This is a genomic window from Pseudomonas sp. HN2, from assembly GCF_020736465.1.
Classification (GTDB): domain Bacteria; phylum Pseudomonadota; class Gammaproteobacteria; order Pseudomonadales; family Pseudomonadaceae; genus Aquipseudomonas; species Aquipseudomonas moraviensis_A.
The window spans coordinates 2,803,047-2,818,969 of record NZ_CP085885.1; the positions used below are offsets into that span (position 1 = coordinate 2,803,047).

Annotated in this window: 14 protein-coding genes; 12 read left to right on the forward strand and 2 right to left on the reverse strand. The window is 61.2% G+C overall.

The genetic code is table 11. The features are described 5' to 3' along the window. The first annotated feature begins 15 nt into the window (after nucleotides 1-15). From cobW to LIS66_RS12280, 5 genes are all read left to right on the forward strand, one after another. Nucleotides 16-1,080, forward strand: a complete 1,065-nt coding sequence (gene cobW, locus LIS66_RS12260) for a cobalamin biosynthesis protein CobW (RefSeq protein WP_227974392.1) — start codon at nucleotides 16-18, stop codon at nucleotides 1,078-1,080. A 3-nt stretch (nucleotides 1,081-1,083) separates the two neighbouring features. Further along, the gene (gene cobN, locus LIS66_RS12265; protein ID WP_227974393.1) at nucleotides 1,084-4,932 is read left to right on the forward strand and encodes a cobaltochelatase subunit CobN; all 3,849 of its coding nucleotides are present in this window, start codon (nucleotides 1,084-1,086) and stop codon (nucleotides 4,930-4,932) included. 222 nt (nucleotides 4,933-5,154) lie between these two features. Continuing rightward, a complete protein-coding gene (locus LIS66_RS12270) occupies nucleotides 5,155-6,165 on the forward strand; it encodes an ATP-binding protein (protein WP_227974394.1) in 1,011 nt (336 codons plus the stop codon). Next, on the forward strand, nucleotides 6,081-6,830 hold the full coding sequence (locus tag LIS66_RS12275; protein WP_227974395.1) for a vWA domain-containing protein: 750 nt from the start codon (nucleotides 6,081-6,083) through the stop codon (nucleotides 6,828-6,830). Before LIS66_RS12270 ends, LIS66_RS12275 begins: the two co-directional genes overlap by 85 nt. 391 nt (nucleotides 6,831-7,221) lie before the next feature. Beyond that, a complete protein-coding gene (locus LIS66_RS12280; protein ID WP_064361773.1) occupies nucleotides 7,222-8,781 on the forward strand; it encodes a TerC family protein in 1,560 nt (519 codons plus the stop codon). 138 nt (nucleotides 8,782-8,919) lie between these two features. Here LIS66_RS12280 and LIS66_RS12285 read toward each other — a convergent pair whose 3' ends face one another. Next, nucleotides 8,920-9,351 (reverse strand): thioredoxin family protein, encoded by a 432-nt coding sequence (locus LIS66_RS12285; RefSeq protein ID WP_227974396.1) that lies wholly within the window; start codon nucleotides 9,349-9,351, stop codon nucleotides 8,920-8,922. A 92-nt stretch (nucleotides 9,352-9,443) separates the two neighbouring features. Next, entirely contained in the window at nucleotides 9,444-9,845 is a 402-nt protein-coding gene (locus LIS66_RS12290; protein ID WP_227974397.1) for a hypothetical protein, read from the reverse strand. A gap of 417 nt (nucleotides 9,846-10,262) precedes the next feature. On the opposite strand from LIS66_RS12290, the gene LIS66_RS12295 reads away from it, so the two are divergent. From LIS66_RS12295 to LIS66_RS12325, 7 genes are all read left to right on the forward strand, one after another. After that, nucleotides 10,263-11,111: a transporter substrate-binding domain-containing protein gene (locus LIS66_RS12295; protein ID WP_064361771.1), complete on the forward strand. Its 849-nt coding sequence runs from the start codon at nucleotides 10,263-10,265 to the stop codon at nucleotides 11,109-11,111. A gap of 51 nt (nucleotides 11,112-11,162) precedes the next feature. Then, on the forward strand, nucleotides 11,163-11,825 hold the full coding sequence (locus LIS66_RS12300) for an amino acid ABC transporter permease (protein ID WP_024012746.1): 663 nt from the start codon (nucleotides 11,163-11,165) through the stop codon (nucleotides 11,823-11,825). A gap of 9 nt (nucleotides 11,826-11,834) precedes the next feature. Continuing rightward, on the forward strand, nucleotides 11,835-12,497 hold the full coding sequence (locus tag LIS66_RS12305) for an amino acid ABC transporter permease (RefSeq protein ID WP_227974398.1): 663 nt from the start codon (nucleotides 11,835-11,837) through the stop codon (nucleotides 12,495-12,497). Then, nucleotides 12,494-13,285 carry an amino acid ABC transporter ATP-binding protein gene (locus LIS66_RS12310; RefSeq protein WP_227974399.1) on the forward strand — a complete coding sequence of 264 codons (792 nt, stop codon included), beginning with the start codon at nucleotides 12,494-12,496 and terminating at the stop codon, nucleotides 13,283-13,285. Before LIS66_RS12305 ends, LIS66_RS12310 begins: the two co-directional genes overlap by 4 nt. A 31-nt stretch (nucleotides 13,286-13,316) precedes the next feature. Beyond that, nucleotides 13,317-13,706 (forward strand): RidA family protein, encoded by a 390-nt coding sequence (locus tag LIS66_RS12315; protein WP_042610358.1) that lies wholly within the window; start codon nucleotides 13,317-13,319, stop codon nucleotides 13,704-13,706. A gap of 129 nt (nucleotides 13,707-13,835) precedes the next feature. Then, on the forward strand, nucleotides 13,836-14,600 hold the full coding sequence (locus tag LIS66_RS12320) for an IclR family transcriptional regulator (protein WP_065617205.1): 765 nt from the start codon (nucleotides 13,836-13,838) through the stop codon (nucleotides 14,598-14,600). 38 nt (nucleotides 14,601-14,638) lie between these two features. Further along, nucleotides 14,639-15,853, forward strand: coding sequence for an amino acid deaminase (locus tag LIS66_RS12325; protein ID WP_227974400.1), 1,215 nt, complete (start codon nucleotides 14,639-14,641; stop codon nucleotides 15,851-15,853). Nucleotides 15,854-15,923 lie beyond the last annotated feature (70 nt).

Below are 15,923 nucleotides of genomic sequence, written 5' to 3' on the forward strand. Positions count from 1 at the left end.
CCAAAGGGCATACCGATGAAAACACTGGCCAAACTTCCCGTCACCATCGTCACCGGTTTCCTCGGTTCGGGCAAAACCACGCTGCTGCGCCATATGCTCGACAACGCTCAGGGCCGGCGCATCGCGGTGATCGTCAATGAGTTTGGCGAGCTGGGCATCGACGGGGAAATCCTCAAGCAATGCACCATCGGCTGCACCGAAGAAGAGGCCAGCGGCCGGGTGTACGAATTGGCCAATGGCTGCCTGTGCTGCACGGTGCAGGAAGAGTTCTTCCCGGTAATGCGTGAACTGGTTGCCCGCCGAGGTGACCTCGATCACATCCTCATCGAAACCTCCGGCCTGGCCCTGCCCAAGCCGTTGGTGCAAGCCTTCCAGTGGCCGGAAATCCGCAGCGCCTGCACCGTCGACGCGGTGATCACCGTGGTCGACAGCCCGGCCGTGGCCGCTGGCACCTTTGCCGCGTTCCCGGATCAGGTCGACGCCCAGCGCAAGCTCGATCCGAATCTCGACCATGAATCGCCGCTGCACGAGCTGTTCGCCGATCAACTGGCCAGCGCCGATCTGGTCATCCTCAACAAGGTCGATCAGACCAGCCCGGAAGATCTGGCTCGGGTACGCGCTGAAGTCGCCGAAGAACTGCCGCCAGCAGTAAAAATCATCGAAGCCAGCAACGGTCGCCTGCCACTCGACGTGCTGATCGGCCTCGGTGCCGGTTCCGAGGAGCACATCGACAGCCGCCATAGCCACCACGATCACCACCACGACGGTGATGACGACGACCACGATCATGACGCCTTCGATTCGATCTCCATCGAACTGCCGCAAGCTGATGAGAGCCTGCTGCTCGATGCGTTGACGCAACTGGTGGTGCAACACGGCATCCTGCGCGTGAAAGGTTTCGCGGCAATTCCGAACAAGCCGATGCGCCTGTTGATCCAGGGCGTAGGCACGCGTTTCGACAAGCATTTCGACCGCCAGTGGGGCGCCGAAGAAGCCCGCGTCACGCGCCTGGTGCTGATCGGTCAGGAACTCGATGCTGCGCAGCTCGAAGCGCAATTGCGCGCTGCGCTCAGCGTTTAACTCATGCACCTGCTCAGGACCCAGCCCGGCGGATTCGTCTCGGATGACAACATTGCCGACCTCGGACAAACCCCGGCCGAGCTGGTAATCCTGTGCAGCGGCGATTCCAGCCTGGCGCTGCTCGCCGAAGCTGCGCAGCAATTGCCGGAGGATTATCCGAGCCTGCGTCTGGCCAACCCGATGCAGGTGCAGAATCACGCGTCGGTCGATCTGTACGTGGACGAAGTGCTGCGCCACGCCAAGGTCATTCTGATCTCGCTGCACGGCGGCATCGCCTATTGGCGCTATGGTGTCGAGCGGCTGATCGAACTGTCCGAGCGCGGCGTGCAACTGATTCTGGTGCCCGGCGACGACCGCCCGGACCCCGAGCTCAGCGACTTGAGCACGGTCAGCGCCGAAGCACGGGATCGCCTCTGGCAATTCCTGCGTCAGGGCGGCCTGGGCAATGCGCTGGATTTCTTCCGGTGCCTGGGCAATCAATGGTTCGCCCGCGATTACCCGTGGAGCGAACCGCAGACCCTGCCGCGAACGGCGATTTATCACCCACAGAAAAACAACGCTGCCCTGAGCGACTGGCAAGCCGAGTGGCTGCCTGCTCAACCAGTGGCGGCGCTGTTGTTTTATCGCTCGCACTTGCAAGCGGCGAACACCGCGTTCATCGATGTGTTCTGTCAGCGTTTGCAGGCGGCCGGGCTCAATCCGCTGCCGATCGCGGTGGCCAGTCTGAAAGAACCGGGCTGCCTGTCGGTGGTCGAGGAGTGGCTGGATGAGGTCGAGGCCGGGGTGATTCTCAACACCACCGGTTTTGCCCAATCCAGCCCCGAAGCGCCGCATCTGCGCCCGTTTCGCCGCAACATTCCGGTGATCCAGGCAATCTGCGCCCAGGACAACGAGCCCGGCTGGCGCGACAGCGAACAGGGCCTCGGGCCGCGCGATCTGGCGATGCACATTGCCTTGCCGGAGCTCGACGGGCGCATCATCAGTCGGCCGATCAGCTTCAAGGATCTGGCCTGGCGCAGCGAGCGCAGTCAGTCCGATGTGGTCTGCTACCGCGCCCAGCCCGAGCGCATGGATTTCGTCGCCGAACTGGCGCGGCGCTGGATCGATCTGGCGCGCGTGCCCAACGGCGAGAAACGCATCGCGCTGATCCTCGCCAACTACCCGACCCGCGACGGCCGCATCGGCAACGGTGTCGGCCTCGATACGCCGGCAGCGGCGCTGAACATCCTGCGCGCACTGCGCGAACACGGTTATCCGGTCACTGCCGAGTTGCCCGACAGCGGCACCGAGCTGATTCAGCAACTGCTCGGCGGGGTCAGCAATGACCTCGACAGCCTTGACCTGCGCCCATGCCAGCAAAGCCTGGCGATGGACGATTACCTGGCGATGTTCAACGCGCTGCCGGAAGCGAATCGCGCTGCGGTGCTCGAGCGGTGGGGATCGCCACACAACGATCCGATGTGCCGCGACGGGCGCCTGATGATCGCCGGCCTGCGGTTCGCTCTGACCTTCGTCGGCATTCAACCGGCGCGCGGGTATCAGGTCGATCCGAGCGCGGTGTATCACGACCCGGACCTGGTGCCGCCGCACGGCTATCTGGCGTTCTATTTCTGGTTGCGCAACACCTACGGCGCTCACGGCGTAATCCATGTCGGCAAGCACGGCAACCTTGAATGGCTGCCGGGCAAAGGCGTCGGTCTATCAGAGAATTGCTGGCCGGACGCACTGCTCGGGCCGTTGCCGAATATCTATCCGTTTATCGTCAACGACCCGGGCGAGGGCGCCCAGGCCAAACGGCGCACGCAAGCGGTGATCATCGACCATTTGATGCCGCCGCTGACCCGCGCCGAAACCTATGGGCCGCTGCGCAATCTGGAGTTGCTCGCCGACGAATATTACGAGGCGCAACTGCTCGATCCGCGCCGCGCCCGTGAGCTTCAGCGCGACATTCTGCAACTGGTGCGTGACACGCAAATCGACCGCGAATTGCAGCTGGATGCTGCGCTCGACAGCGATGCCGATGCGGCGATCTGGCTGCCACGTCTGGACACTTATCTGTGCGATTTGAAGGAATCGCAGATTCGCGATGGCTTGCACATCTTCGGTGAGTCGCCGAGCGGTCGCTTGCGCATTGACACGTTACTGGCGTTGCTGCGGATTCCGCGCGGTGACGGCAAGGGCGCGCAGTCGAGCCTGTTGCGGGCCTTGGCCAAGGCGTTTGAATTGGGCCTCGATCCGCTGGATTGCACATTGGCCGATCCGTGGAACGGCCCGCGACCGAGCGAGTTGCAGGCCGTCAGCGATGAACTGTGGCGCACCGCCGGCGACACCCGCGAACGCCTCGAACTGTTTGCCACCGACCTGATCTCCCAGACACTGCAATCCCCCTGTAGGAGTGAGCCTGCTCGCGATGGCGGCGGATCAGGCAATTCAGTGTTGAATGACACACCGCTATCGCGAGCAGGCTCGCTCCTACAGGGATCGGGGTGGTCTGATGTAAATGCAATCATCCAGTCCCTGCGCGAAGTCGTCGCCCCGCGCCTCGACGCTTGCGGCCCGGCGGAAATGCGCGGTCTGCTCGACGCCCTCAGCGGTCGTTTCGTCCCGGCCGGCCCCAGCGGTGCACCCAGCCGTGGCCGCCTCGACGTGCTGCCCACCGGGCGCAACTTCTACTCGGTGGACGTGCGAAATCTGCCGACGACCACCGCGTGGCGCATCGGCTTCCAATCCGCCACGCTGATTCTCGAACGGCATCTGCAGGATCACGGCGATCATTTGCGCCAGCTCGGCCTGTCCGTCTGGGGCACCGCGACCATGCGCACCGGCGGCGATGACATTGCTCAGGCCATGGCGCTGATGGGCGTGCGTCCGGTCTGGGCCACGGGCAGCCAGCGCGTGGATGATTTCGAGATTCTGCCGCTGAGTCTGCTTGATCGTCCGCGAGTCGACGTGACGCTGCGGGTCTCGGGCTTTTTCCGTGATGCGTTCGCCAATCTGATCCGCCTGTTCGACGCCGCCGTGCAAGCGGTGGCCGCGCTAGACGAACCGGACGACTTGAATCCACTGGCCGCCAAAGTGCGTGCCGAGCGCCAGGTTCTGTTGGAATCGGGCGTCGATGAAGACACCGCGCGGCGTCAGGCCGGCTGGCGGATCTTCGGCGCCAAGCCGGGGGCTTATGGCGCCGGTGTGCAAGGCGCGATCGACGGGCGGCTGTGGCAGACCCGCGAAGACCTCGCCGAGGTTTACCTGAACTGGGGCGCCTATGCTTACGGCGGCGCGGACGAGGGCACGGCCGCACGTGCGCAATTCAGTCAGCGCCTGAGCCAGGTGCAGGCAGTCCTGCAAAACCAGGACAACCGCGAGCATGACCTGCTCGATTCCAACGATTATTACCAGTTTCAGGGCGGCATGCTCGCTGCCGTGGAAAGCCTGCGCGGCGAGGCGGCGGCCAGCTATCACGGCGATCACAGTCAGCCGGATCTGCCGAAGATCCGTACCTTGAAGGAAGAGCTGAACCGCGTAGTGCGCTCGCGGGCAGCGAATCCGAAGTGGATCGACGGGGTCAAGCGTCACGGCTATAAAGGCGCGTTCGAACTCGCTGCGACCGTTGATAATCTGTTCGCCTTCGATGCGACCACGCAGTTGATTGATGATCATCAATACGCGTTGCTGGCGGATGCGTATTTGCTCGATCCGGCGACGCGGGATTTTGTCCGTGAGCATAATCCCCACGCGCTGCGCGACATGACCGAGCGCATGCTCGAGGCGCAGCAGCGGGGGATGTGGCAGGAGCCGGGGGCTTATAAAGAAGCGTTAGAGAATTTGCTCTTGGATATAGAGGAAGACATGTAACCGCTCAGAGCTACCCTCACCCCAGCCCTCTCCCGCAGGGAGAGGGAGCCGATATTTAGCGCTGTCGAAATGTGTGTCGCACCGATGCATCAGGTCGACGGAACTCGAAAGACCAACACGGCCTTTCGAGTTCCCTCTCCCTCTGGGAGAGGGCTAGGGTGAGGGCAACAACTGCCACACCTCAATTTCAAGACCACTCACGACCACGAAAGAGAAAACCTGATGACCGACACCCCGCATTTCCCGCTCTCCGCCGTGGTCGGCGCCGATGACCTGAAACTCGCCCTGTGCCTGACGGCCATCGACCCGAAAATCGGTGGCGTGCTGATCGAAGGTCCGCGTGGCATGGCCAAGTCGACACTGGCCCGGGGCTTGGCGGATCTGCTCGCCAGCGGCCAATTCGTCACCTTGCCGCTGGGTGCTACCGAAGAGCGTCTGGTCGGCACGCTTGATCTTGACGCCGCCCTGAGCGACGGTCGCGCGCAGTTTTCCCCGGGGGTGCTGGCCAAGGCCGACGGTGGCGTGCTGTACGTCGATGAAGTCAATCTGCTGCCCGATCACCTGGTGGACCTGCTGCTCGATGTCGCCGCCAGTGGCACCAACCTGATCGAGCGCGACGGCATTTCCCATCGACATTCGGCGAAATTCGTCCTGATCGGCACCATGAACCCGGAAGAGGGCGAGTTGCGCCCGCAATTGCTCGATCGGTTCGGCTTGAATGTCGCCCTCAGCGGCCATACCGCGCCGACCGAGCGCGGGCAGATCATTCGCCGACGGCTGGATTTCGACAGCGATCCGCAGGCGTTCTGCGCGCAGTGGGAAACCGAGCAACACGCCTTGCGTTCGCGCTGTGAAAGCGCCCGGAAGCTGTTGGTGGAAATCCCTCTGGACGATGCAGCATTGGCGCTGATTACCGAGCGTTCTTTCGCTGCAGGCGTCGATGGCTTGCGCGCCGATCTGGTGTGGTTGCGCGCGGCCCGCGCCCATGCCGCGTGGCGTGGCGCGGATGCGATTGCCGAGCAGGACATCGATGCCGTGGCCGAATTTGCCTTGCGCCATCGCCGTCGCGAACAACCTTCGGCCAACGCTGAGTCGCCTGCGGCACCGCCGTCAGGTGCAGAGAGCAAACCCGGCGAAGGGCAGGGCCAATGGGGCGAAATGCCGGCCACCGCGCAACTTGCCGGCGCCCGTCGCGAAGTCCCGAGCTGGCCGCCGCAGGCAAAAAAGCCCTAGGCATTCGCCCCCGATCCGACGCGGGGGCGAATGCCAGACCCCGCGCCGGACGACTTGCCAATGGTCGCCAGGGCCAACGGCAGAGCGCCAGCAGCGGTTCGGTGAACTGGCCGGGCACGCTGCTCAATGGCCGCCCTCGGAACCGCGCTGATCTGCTGTTTCAGCAGCGTACCCGTTCACCCCACGAAGTCTGGTTGGTGATCGTCGATGCGTCGGCCTCGACGCGTCGCCATCAGGCCTTGAGCGACGCCAAAGGCCTGCTCGCGCAATTGTTCGACGATGCCTACCGCCAGCGGGCGCGGCTGGCCTTGCTGACGGCCAGTGGTGCCGCGCCGAAGTGGCAGGTGCAAGGTTTGAAGGCATCCAGTGGCCTGCGTCTCTGGCTCGACGGTTTGGGCGCTGGTGGCGGCACGCCGCTGCTTGCGGCACTGGAGCAGGCGCAGCAATGGCTGACGGTGCGGCGCAAGCGCTTTCCCACTGAAATGCAGCGCTGTCTGATCCTGACCGATGGTCGGGTGAAAGACCTGTCGGCGCTGCCAGCGTTGGCGTGTCCGGCACTGCTGATCGACATCGAGCGCGGGCCGATTCGACTGGGCCGGGCGAAGGAACTGGCGACAGCGCTGCAAGCGCAGTATCGGCATATCGATGAGCCGGTTTCCCTCTGAAACTTTCCGTGTTTGCTCGGGCCTCATCGCGAGCAGGCTCACTCCTACATTTGGAATGCGTTCCCCTGTAGGCGTGAGCCGGCTCGCGATGGGGCCAACACAGTCAACCCATCTCTCCAGGCTGTACAGATTTTGAAATGATTTGCCGCTGTGGAGCGGACCCTTCGACCCTGTACGCTCCAAGGCCATTTTTCATTCAGGATTTACATGAACACCCTCTCGGAGCCTCCCAGTCAGCACTCTCCAGCACGCCTTCGTGCGGTCTTGATCCATTCGCAGCATCCCGTCTTCCGACTCCCGACTATGGTTGTTAACGCGGCTCTTGAGCCTTCGCGTTGCACTTCGCCGTGTCCGGCAGCCTGAATTCACTGAAGAGAGATCGAGACGTTTTATGGAATGGTTAGCGGATCCCACGGCCTGGTTAGGCCTGTTGACTCTGATCGTGCTGGAACTGGTGCTGGGTATCGACAACCTGGTGTTCATCGCAATCCTGGCCGACAAACTGCCGCCGCATCAGCGTGATCGCGCGCGCATCATCGGCCTGTCGCTGGCGCTGATCATGCGCCTGGGCCTGTTGGCGAGTATTTCCTGGCTGGTCACGCTGACGCAGCCGTTGTTCGAGGTGTTCGACAAGAGCTTCTCCGGGCGTGACCTGATCATGCTGTTCGGTGGTGTGTTCCTGTTGTTCAAGGCCACCATGGAGTTGCACGAACGCCTCGAAGGCCACGTCGGCGAGCGCTCGACCAACACCGCCTATGCGCTGTTCTGGCCGATCGTGGCGCAAATCGTGGTGCTCGACGCGGTGTTCTCGCTCGACGCGGTGATTACCGCCGTGGGCATGGTCGATGAACTGGCGGTGATGATGATCGCGGTGATCATCTCCATCGGCCTGATGATCGTCGCCAGCAAACCGCTGACCCGTTTCGTCAACGCGCACCCGACCGTGATCATGCTGTGTCTGGGCTTCCTGATGATGATCGGTTTTGCACTGACTGCAGAAGGTCTGGGTTTCCACATCCCGAAAGGTTATCTGTATGCGGCGATCGGGTTCTCGATCCTCATCGAAGTGTTCAACCAGATCGCCCGGGCACGCCGCAAACGCTCAATGCAGGGCTTGCGTCCGCTGCGCGAGCGCACTGCGCATGCGGTAATGCGCTTGCTCGGCGGGCGCAAACTCGCAGTGGAGGAGGTCGGTGAGGAGATTTCCGATTTGCTCGACAACGGTGAAGCGCCGGTTGCCGAGCTGTTCGACCGCCGTGAGCGGGTGATGATCAGCGGCGTACTGCAACTGGCGGAACGGCCGATTCGCCAGCTGATGACGGTGCGCGCCGATGTCGACCTGATCGACCTGGCCGATGATGCCGAGACCATTCGTACGAAGTTGATGCATTCGTCCTACTCGCGCTTGCCGTTGATTCGCGATGGCGCCGTGGATGAGCCGTTGGGCTTCGTACACAAGAAGGAACTGCTCAAGGAGTATCTGGCCGGCAACGAGCCGAACCTTGAGCATCTGGCCCGCAAGACCCTCAATCTGCTCGAAAGTTATTCGATCCTCAATGCGCTGGAGCAAATGCGCGCGGCCTCGACGCACATTGCTTTCGTGGTCAACGAGTTCGGTGATTTTGTCGGCGTGCTGACCATGACCGATATCCTCGAGTCGATCGCCGGCGAGTTACCCGATGCCAGCGAAATCGAAGGCCCGGACGTGGTCGAAGAGCGTGGTGGATTCCTCGTCAGTGGTGCGCTGCCCTTGGCACGAGTGCGCCAGCGCACCGGCTTCGGCGCTGAGCCCACCGAGGACTATCAGACCATGGCGGGGTTGGTCATGAGTCTTCTGGATCGCTTGCCGATGATGGGCGACCGACTGGAATACGAAGGCTGGCAACTGACCGTCAAAGCGGTTGAGGAACGGCGGGTGACGCGGGTGTTGCTGGAGAGAGCTGCCGCGTAATACTCGCGCTTTTTTTACCAGCTGTGCCGGCCTTTTCGCGAGCAGGCTCGCTCCCACATTGCAACGCGGTTCGATGTGGGAGCGAGCCTGCTCGCGAAGGCGATTTGGCATGCACTTCACATCTCTGGTGAGGCTCGTTCAGAACATCCGGCGCAGGCGAGCAAGTGGGACTGTACGCAAAGTACGGAGTGTTCGGCGTAACCAAGCCAGATCATGCGTTCGTTTGCGCGCGGCAACGGGCGCTTTGGTCTTGCCGATATGCACGGCAAAATCCCGCGCGAGAGTTTCTTCCGTCCCAATGCCTTTGAGCTTTTTGAGCAACCTGCCGTTTTTGTAGAACAGCACTGTAGGCGTGCCGGTCACGTTCGGATGGCGAGGCGATTGGCTGGTGTTGAGCATATAGATGTTGGCGCGCAGCCGGTAAGGCTCGGCAATCTGCCGAAAGATCGGCCCTGCCCATTCGCAGGCGGGGCAGTGTTCATTGGCGAAATAAAGAATGACCGGGCGCCAGGTTTTCAGGGCTTCGCGGTACGTATCTGGCAGGACTGCCATCGGTGCTCTGGAACTCATCGAATGATCCTTTTTTCGAGTGAAACGGTTACGTGCTCGTGGAAAAAACGAGTTGCCCCTGATGACTGGCAACTCTTTTTTACAACTATGCGTCAGAGCAGCTTGGAAAGAGTTACGTCACCGAAGTAGGAACCATATTCACCGTTAGTCCCGTCATTGGATTCCAGTTTGACAGTGAACTTCAAAGTCGAAATCTGCGTCGTGAATTTTTCGGATTTGACTGTCCAGTCCTGACCACCTGCGACGTTGAGGTAAACCGGCTCGCCAGTCGGAACAGGCTGCACGGTAATGCGACCCGCAAATCCGGCCAGCGTTTTCATCCTTGCCGATAACATAAATGTCCCTCCGCCGCCTTCCCCAGTCAGGACCTCCTGACTAATGGAATGCGGAGTTTCAACGATGCAGTGACCGGTCACGAACTTGACGTCAGATGGATTGGACACCCAATGCGTGCCCTGTTGAGAGAAGTCGCCGTTCTTGATCAGATTAGCCATGTCAATAGTCCTGTTGAGTGAGAGTCATAAGTGCCGCTGCCGCCCTCGTAAGGGCTGATCCAGTAAGCCTGCCGAGTTCATCGCGCACAACTGTCAACTCTGACAGGTAGACAGCTAAATCAGATAAACGGTATCCGCGCAAATTGATCTCAATTGGCGTTTGCGCTCGCCTCATAAACGCTCACAACGTGCTCCCAAATGTGACGTCACTTCCCTCTACTGGGTAGTTATGGGACGCGGGTTTTCGGGGCAGCCCCTTTGCGGGCATGCGCTCTGTCCGTTAACGCACTGAATCATTTCAAGTTTCACGGCTGTCGCATTTTACGCTGAGGCTGTGGCACACTTTCTGCTGTCTATTCCGTAGTAACAAACCGTGTTCCGGTATAGCGGAATAAACACAATTCTGGAGTGCTTGCCATGCATCGCCGTCCTTCGTTATTCAAAGCGTGTGTTTTTGTTCTTGCAGCTTCTTCTTCGCTCGTCGGCCTGGTCCAAGCGGCTGACAGCAAGCTCGACAGTGTTCTTGCCCGTGGCAAGTTGATCGTAGGCACCGGCAGCACCAATGCGCCGTGGCACTTTCAAGGCGCGGACGGCAAGTTGCAGGGTTTTGATATCGACATCGCCAGGATGGTGGCCAAGGGGTTGTTCAATGACCCGAGCAAAGTCGAGTTCGTGGTGCAGTCGTCCGATGCGCGGATTCCCAATCTGCTGACCGACAAGGTCGACATGAGCTGCCAGTTCATCACCGTCACCGCCAGCCGTGCGCAGCAAGTGGCGTTCACCCTGCCGTATTACCGCGAAGGTGTCGGCCTGCTGTTGCCGAACAACAGCAAGTACAAGGAAATCGAAGACCTGCAAGCGGCAGGCGATGACGTCACCGTGGCGGTGCTGCAGAACGTGTACGCCGAAGAATTGGTGCATCAGGCGCTGCCCAAGGCCAAGGTCGATCAGTACGACAGCGTTGACCTGATGTATCAGGCGGTGAACTCCGGCCGTGCCGATGCCGCCGCCACCGATCAGTCTTCGGTCAAATACCTGATGGTGCAGAACCCTGGCCGTTACCGCAGCCCGAGCTATGCCTGGAGCCCGCAGACTTACGCCTGTGCGGTCAAGCGCGGCGATCAGGACTGGCTGAACTTCGTCAACACCGCGCTGCATGAAGCCATGACCGGCGTTGAATTCCCGACCTACGCGGCATCATTCAAGCAATGGTTCGGCGTGGACCTGCCATCTCCAGCCATCGGTTTCCCAGTCGAATTCAAATGATCCCGTGAGAGTGGGGCGGTTACCGTCGCCCCGCTCAAGGTACTGCTGACCATGAACTATCAGTTGAACTTTGCCGCCGTGTGGCGCGATTTCGACACCTTGCTGGCGGGGCTCGGTCTGGGCTTGCAGTTGGCGCTGGTGTCGATCGCCATCGGCTGCGTGATCGGCCTGCTGATGGCGTTTGCCTTGCTGTCGAAGCATCGCGCCTTGCGGGTGCTGGCCTCGGTGTACGTCACGGTGGTGCGTAATACGCCGATCCTGGTGTTGATTCTGTTGATCTACTTTGCACTGCCGAGCCTCGGGATTCGTCTGGACAAGATTCCCTCGTTCATCATCACGCTCTCGTTGTATGCCGGTGCATACCTGACCGAAGTGTTCCGTGGCGGCTTGCTGAGCATCCCCAAAGGGCAGCGCGAAGCTGGCCTGGCGATCGGCCTCGGCGAGTGGCAAGTGAAGGCCTACGTCACCGTTCCGGTGATGCTGCGCAACGTCTTGCCGGCGCTCTCGAACAACTTCATTTCGCTGTTCAAGGACACTTCGCTGGCCGCTGCGATAGCAGTGCCGGAGCTGACCTATTACGCGCGCAAGATCAACGTCGAAAGCTACCGGGTAATCGAAACCTGGCTGGTGACCACGGCGTTGTATGTCGCGGCCTGTTACCTCATTGCCATGCTGCTGCGTTACCTCGAGCAGCGTCTGGCGATCCGTCGATAGGAGGCTGCGATGTACCAATCTCCCAGTTGGTTGCATGAATTGTGGCTCGCCCGCGAGCCGTTGTGGCAGGGCTTTCTGACCAGTGTGCAAGTCTCGGCGCTGGCCATCGTCCTGGGCACTTTGCTCGGTGTGGTTGCCGGTCTGGTGCTGACTTATGGCAAGTTCTGGATGCGCGCACCGTTCCGCGTTTACGTCGATCTGATTCGCGGTACGCCAGTGTTCGTGCTGGTGCTGGCCTGCTTCTATATGGCGCCGGCGCTCGGTGGGCAGATCAGCGCGTTTCAGGCCGGTGCCCTGGGCCTGACGCTGTTCTGCGGCTCCCACGTCGCCGAAATCGTGCGCGGCGCGCTGCAAGCCTTACCGCGCGGGCAGATGGAGGCGGGCAAAGCCATCGGCCTGACGTTCTACCAATCCCTTGGCTACGTATTGTTGCCTCAGGCATTGCGGCAGATCCTGCCGACCTGGGTCAACTCGTCCACCGAAATCGTCAAAGCCTCGACTTTGCTTTCGGTGATCGGCGTCGCCGAACTGCTGCTCAGCACGCAACAGATCATCGCCCGGAATTTCATGACCCTGGAGTTCTACCTGTTCGCCGGTTTTCTGTTCTTCGTCATCAACTACGGCATCGAATTACTCGGCCGGCACATTGAAAAGCGGGTGGCCCTGCCATGACTCAAGCTCAAGTTGCTTCACAGGATCAGGCGCTGCTGGACATTCGCGGCCTGCACAAACAGTACGGCGCGGTGGAAGTGCTCAAGGGTGTCGACCTGAGCATGCAGCGCGGCAACGTCGTCACCCTGATCGGCTCCAGCGGTTCGGGCAAGACCACGCTGCTGCGTTGCGTGAACATGCTCGAGGAATTCCAGGGCGGGCAGATCCTGCTCGACGGCGAGTCCATCGGTTACGACGAGGTCAACGGCAAACGCGTGCGTCATCCTGAAAAAGTCATTGCTCGCCATCGCGCGATGACCGGCATGGCCTTCCAGCAGTTCAACCTGTTTCCGCACCTGACCGCGTTGCAGAACGTCACGTTGGGCCTGCTCAAGGTGAAGAAGATGCACAAGGATGAAGCCGTGGTGCTCGCCGAAAAATGGCTGGAGCGTGTCGGCCTGCTGGAGCGGCGCAATCACTTTCCCGGTCAGTTGTCCGGCGGCCAGCAACAGCGGGTGGCCATCGCCCGGGCGATTGCGATGAACCCGAGCCTGATGCTCTTCGACGAAGTCACTTCGGCCCTCGACCCGGAGCTGGTCGGTGAGGTGCTCAACGTTATCAAGGGGCTGGCCGAAGACGGCATGACCATGTTGCTGGTGACCCACGAAATGCGGTTTGCCTTTGAGGTCTCGGACAAGATCGTTTTCATGAATCAAGGGCGGATCGAGGAGCAGGGACCTCCCAAGGAACTGTTCGAACGCCCGCAATCGCCGCGTCTGGCGGAATTTCTCAAGAGCACGCGGTTTTGAATCTGTACTTTTGCAATCAGGAGAAACACCCATGAGCATTACGCGTTACGGCACCGGCAGCACCGCCGCCGGCGGCCAGCCTCGTCCATTCGCCCGCGCTGTCGAAGCGGATGGCTGGCTGCACGTGTCCGGTCAGGTACCGGCGGTGGATGGCGAGATCATTGTCGGCGGCATCGTCGAGCAGACCCACCAGACCATGAAGAACCTGGTCGCGATTCTCGAAGAGGCCGGTTATGGCCTTGAGGACGTGGTACGTGCCGGTGTGTGGCTGGACGATCCACGGGACTTCAGCAGCTTCAACAAGGTTTTCGCCGAGTATTTCAAACCCGAACACGCCCCGGCGCGCGCCTGTGTGCAGGCGAGCATGATGGTGGATTGCAAGGTTGAGATTGACTGCATTGCCTACAAGAAAAAGGCCTGATACACCGCGGCTCTTGTAGGCGCTGCCGAAGGCTGCGATCTTTTGGCATTTTTGGATGCGCCAGAAAGGCAAGATCAAAAGATCGCAGCCTGCGGCAGCTCCTACAGGGAATATCGAGTGAGTAATGACATGACCGAAGACACCATCAAGCGCCGGGCACGCGGTCTGGACCGGGCGTTCGATATCCTCGATTTTCTCAAGGAAGTCGGCCAGCCTCTGCGCCCCAACGACATCGCCAACGGCATCGGCAGCCCGAAATCCACGGTTTACGAACTGGTCGCCTCCTTGCTGGAACGGCGCATTCTGGAGCCGGTGGGCAAGGACGGCCACGTCTATCTAGGCCGCCAGTTGTACTTCCTCGGTCAGGCCCATCTGCGTCATTTCGATCTCAGCCGCGAGGCCGATCAGGCCTTGCAGGAGATCGTCAGCCAGACCCGCGAAACCGCGCAGATGTGCCTGCTCAACGGGCGCAAATATACGGTCGCGTTGATGAAGGAGGGTGAGCGGCATTTCCGCATCTCCTCCGACATCGGTGAAAACGCGCCGATCCCGTGGACCGCCTCCGGGCGCCTGCTGCTCGCGCACTTGAGCGATCAGCAGATCATCGACCTGATCGACGAGGACGACTACATCCTGCCCGACGGCGAGCGCCTGCCACTGGAACGCTTTCTGGCGGAGATTCGTCAGGCCGGCATCGATGGCTTTTTCTCCTTCGACAGCGTCGCCGACACCTTCACCCATTGCTTCGCCGCGCCGGTCAAAGACCCGCAGGGCGTGGCGATTTGTACCCTGTGCATCGTCGCTCCGCGCGCCGATGCGAAAAACAACTACAACGACTATCGCCGGGTGCTGATTGAAAGCGCCAACAGCCTCGCCCGGCGTATCAACGAATAACCGCGGCTGCCTGCGGCCGCGACTGCGAGGATTGGACCATGACCACTGCCATCAACTCTGCCGTAGACAAAGGTGACGCCGCGATTGGCGCGCAACTGACCCGCGACGTCAGCCTGCCCGCGCTGGTGCTGCACCGCGAGGCGCTGGAGCACAACATCCGCTGGATGCAGAAATTTGTCAGCGACAGCGGCGCCGAACTCGCGCCCCACGGCAAAACCAGCATGACCCCGGCGCTGTTCAAGCGGCAGCTCGACGCGGGTGCCTGGGGCATCACTCTCGCCAGCGCCACCCAGACCCGCGCCGCTTACGCCCATGGCGTGCGCCGGGTGTTGATGGCCAATCAACTGGTCGGCACGCCGAACATGGCGTTGATTGCCGATCTGCTCGCTGATCCGACGTTCGATTTCCATTGCATGGTCGATCACCCGGACAACGTCGCCGACCTCGGGGCTTACTTCGCGTCCCGTGGGGTCAGGCTCAACGTGATGATCGAATACGGCGTGGTCGGCGGGCGCTGCGGTTGCCGCAGCGAGCAGGAAGTCATCGAGCTGGCCAAGGCCATCGATGCGCAACCGGCGCTGGCCCTGACCGGTATCGAAGGTTATGAGGGCGTGATCCACGGCGATCACGCGGTCAGCGGCATTCGCGAATTTGCCGCGTCGCTGGTACGCCTGGCCGTGCAGTTGCAGGACAGCGGCGCTTTCGCAATCGCCAAACCGATCATCACCGCATCGGGTTCGGCCTGGTATGACCTGATTGCCGAATCCTTCGAAACGCAGAACGCCGCTGGCCGTTTCCTCAGCGTGTTGCGCCCGGGCAGTTACGTGGCGCACGACCATGGCATCTACAAAGAAGCGCAGTGCTGCGTGCTCGAGCGTCGCAGCGATCTGCACGAAGGCCTGCGCCCGGCGCTGGAAGTCTGGGCTCATGTGCAATCGTTGCCGGAACCGGGTTTTGCGGTGATCGCCCTGGGCAAGCGTGACGTCGCATTCGATGCCGGTCTGCCGGTGCCGCAGTTGCGCTACAAGGCCGGCGTGGTGCCGGCGGTGGGGGATGATGTCGGTGCGTGCAAGGTCACGGCGGTGATGGATCAGCATGCATTCATGACCGTGGCACCGGGTGTAGAACTGCGGGTCGGCGACATCATTTCCTTTGGTACTTCGCATCCGTGCCTGACGTTCGACAAATGGCGTGTTGGGTTGCTGGTGGATGATCAGTTGGCGGTCATCGAGACCATGGAAACTTGCTTCTAAGGCTTGAGATTGCGTTGCGGCGGCTGATCGCGAGCAGGCTCACTCCTACATTTGGAACGCATTTCAATTG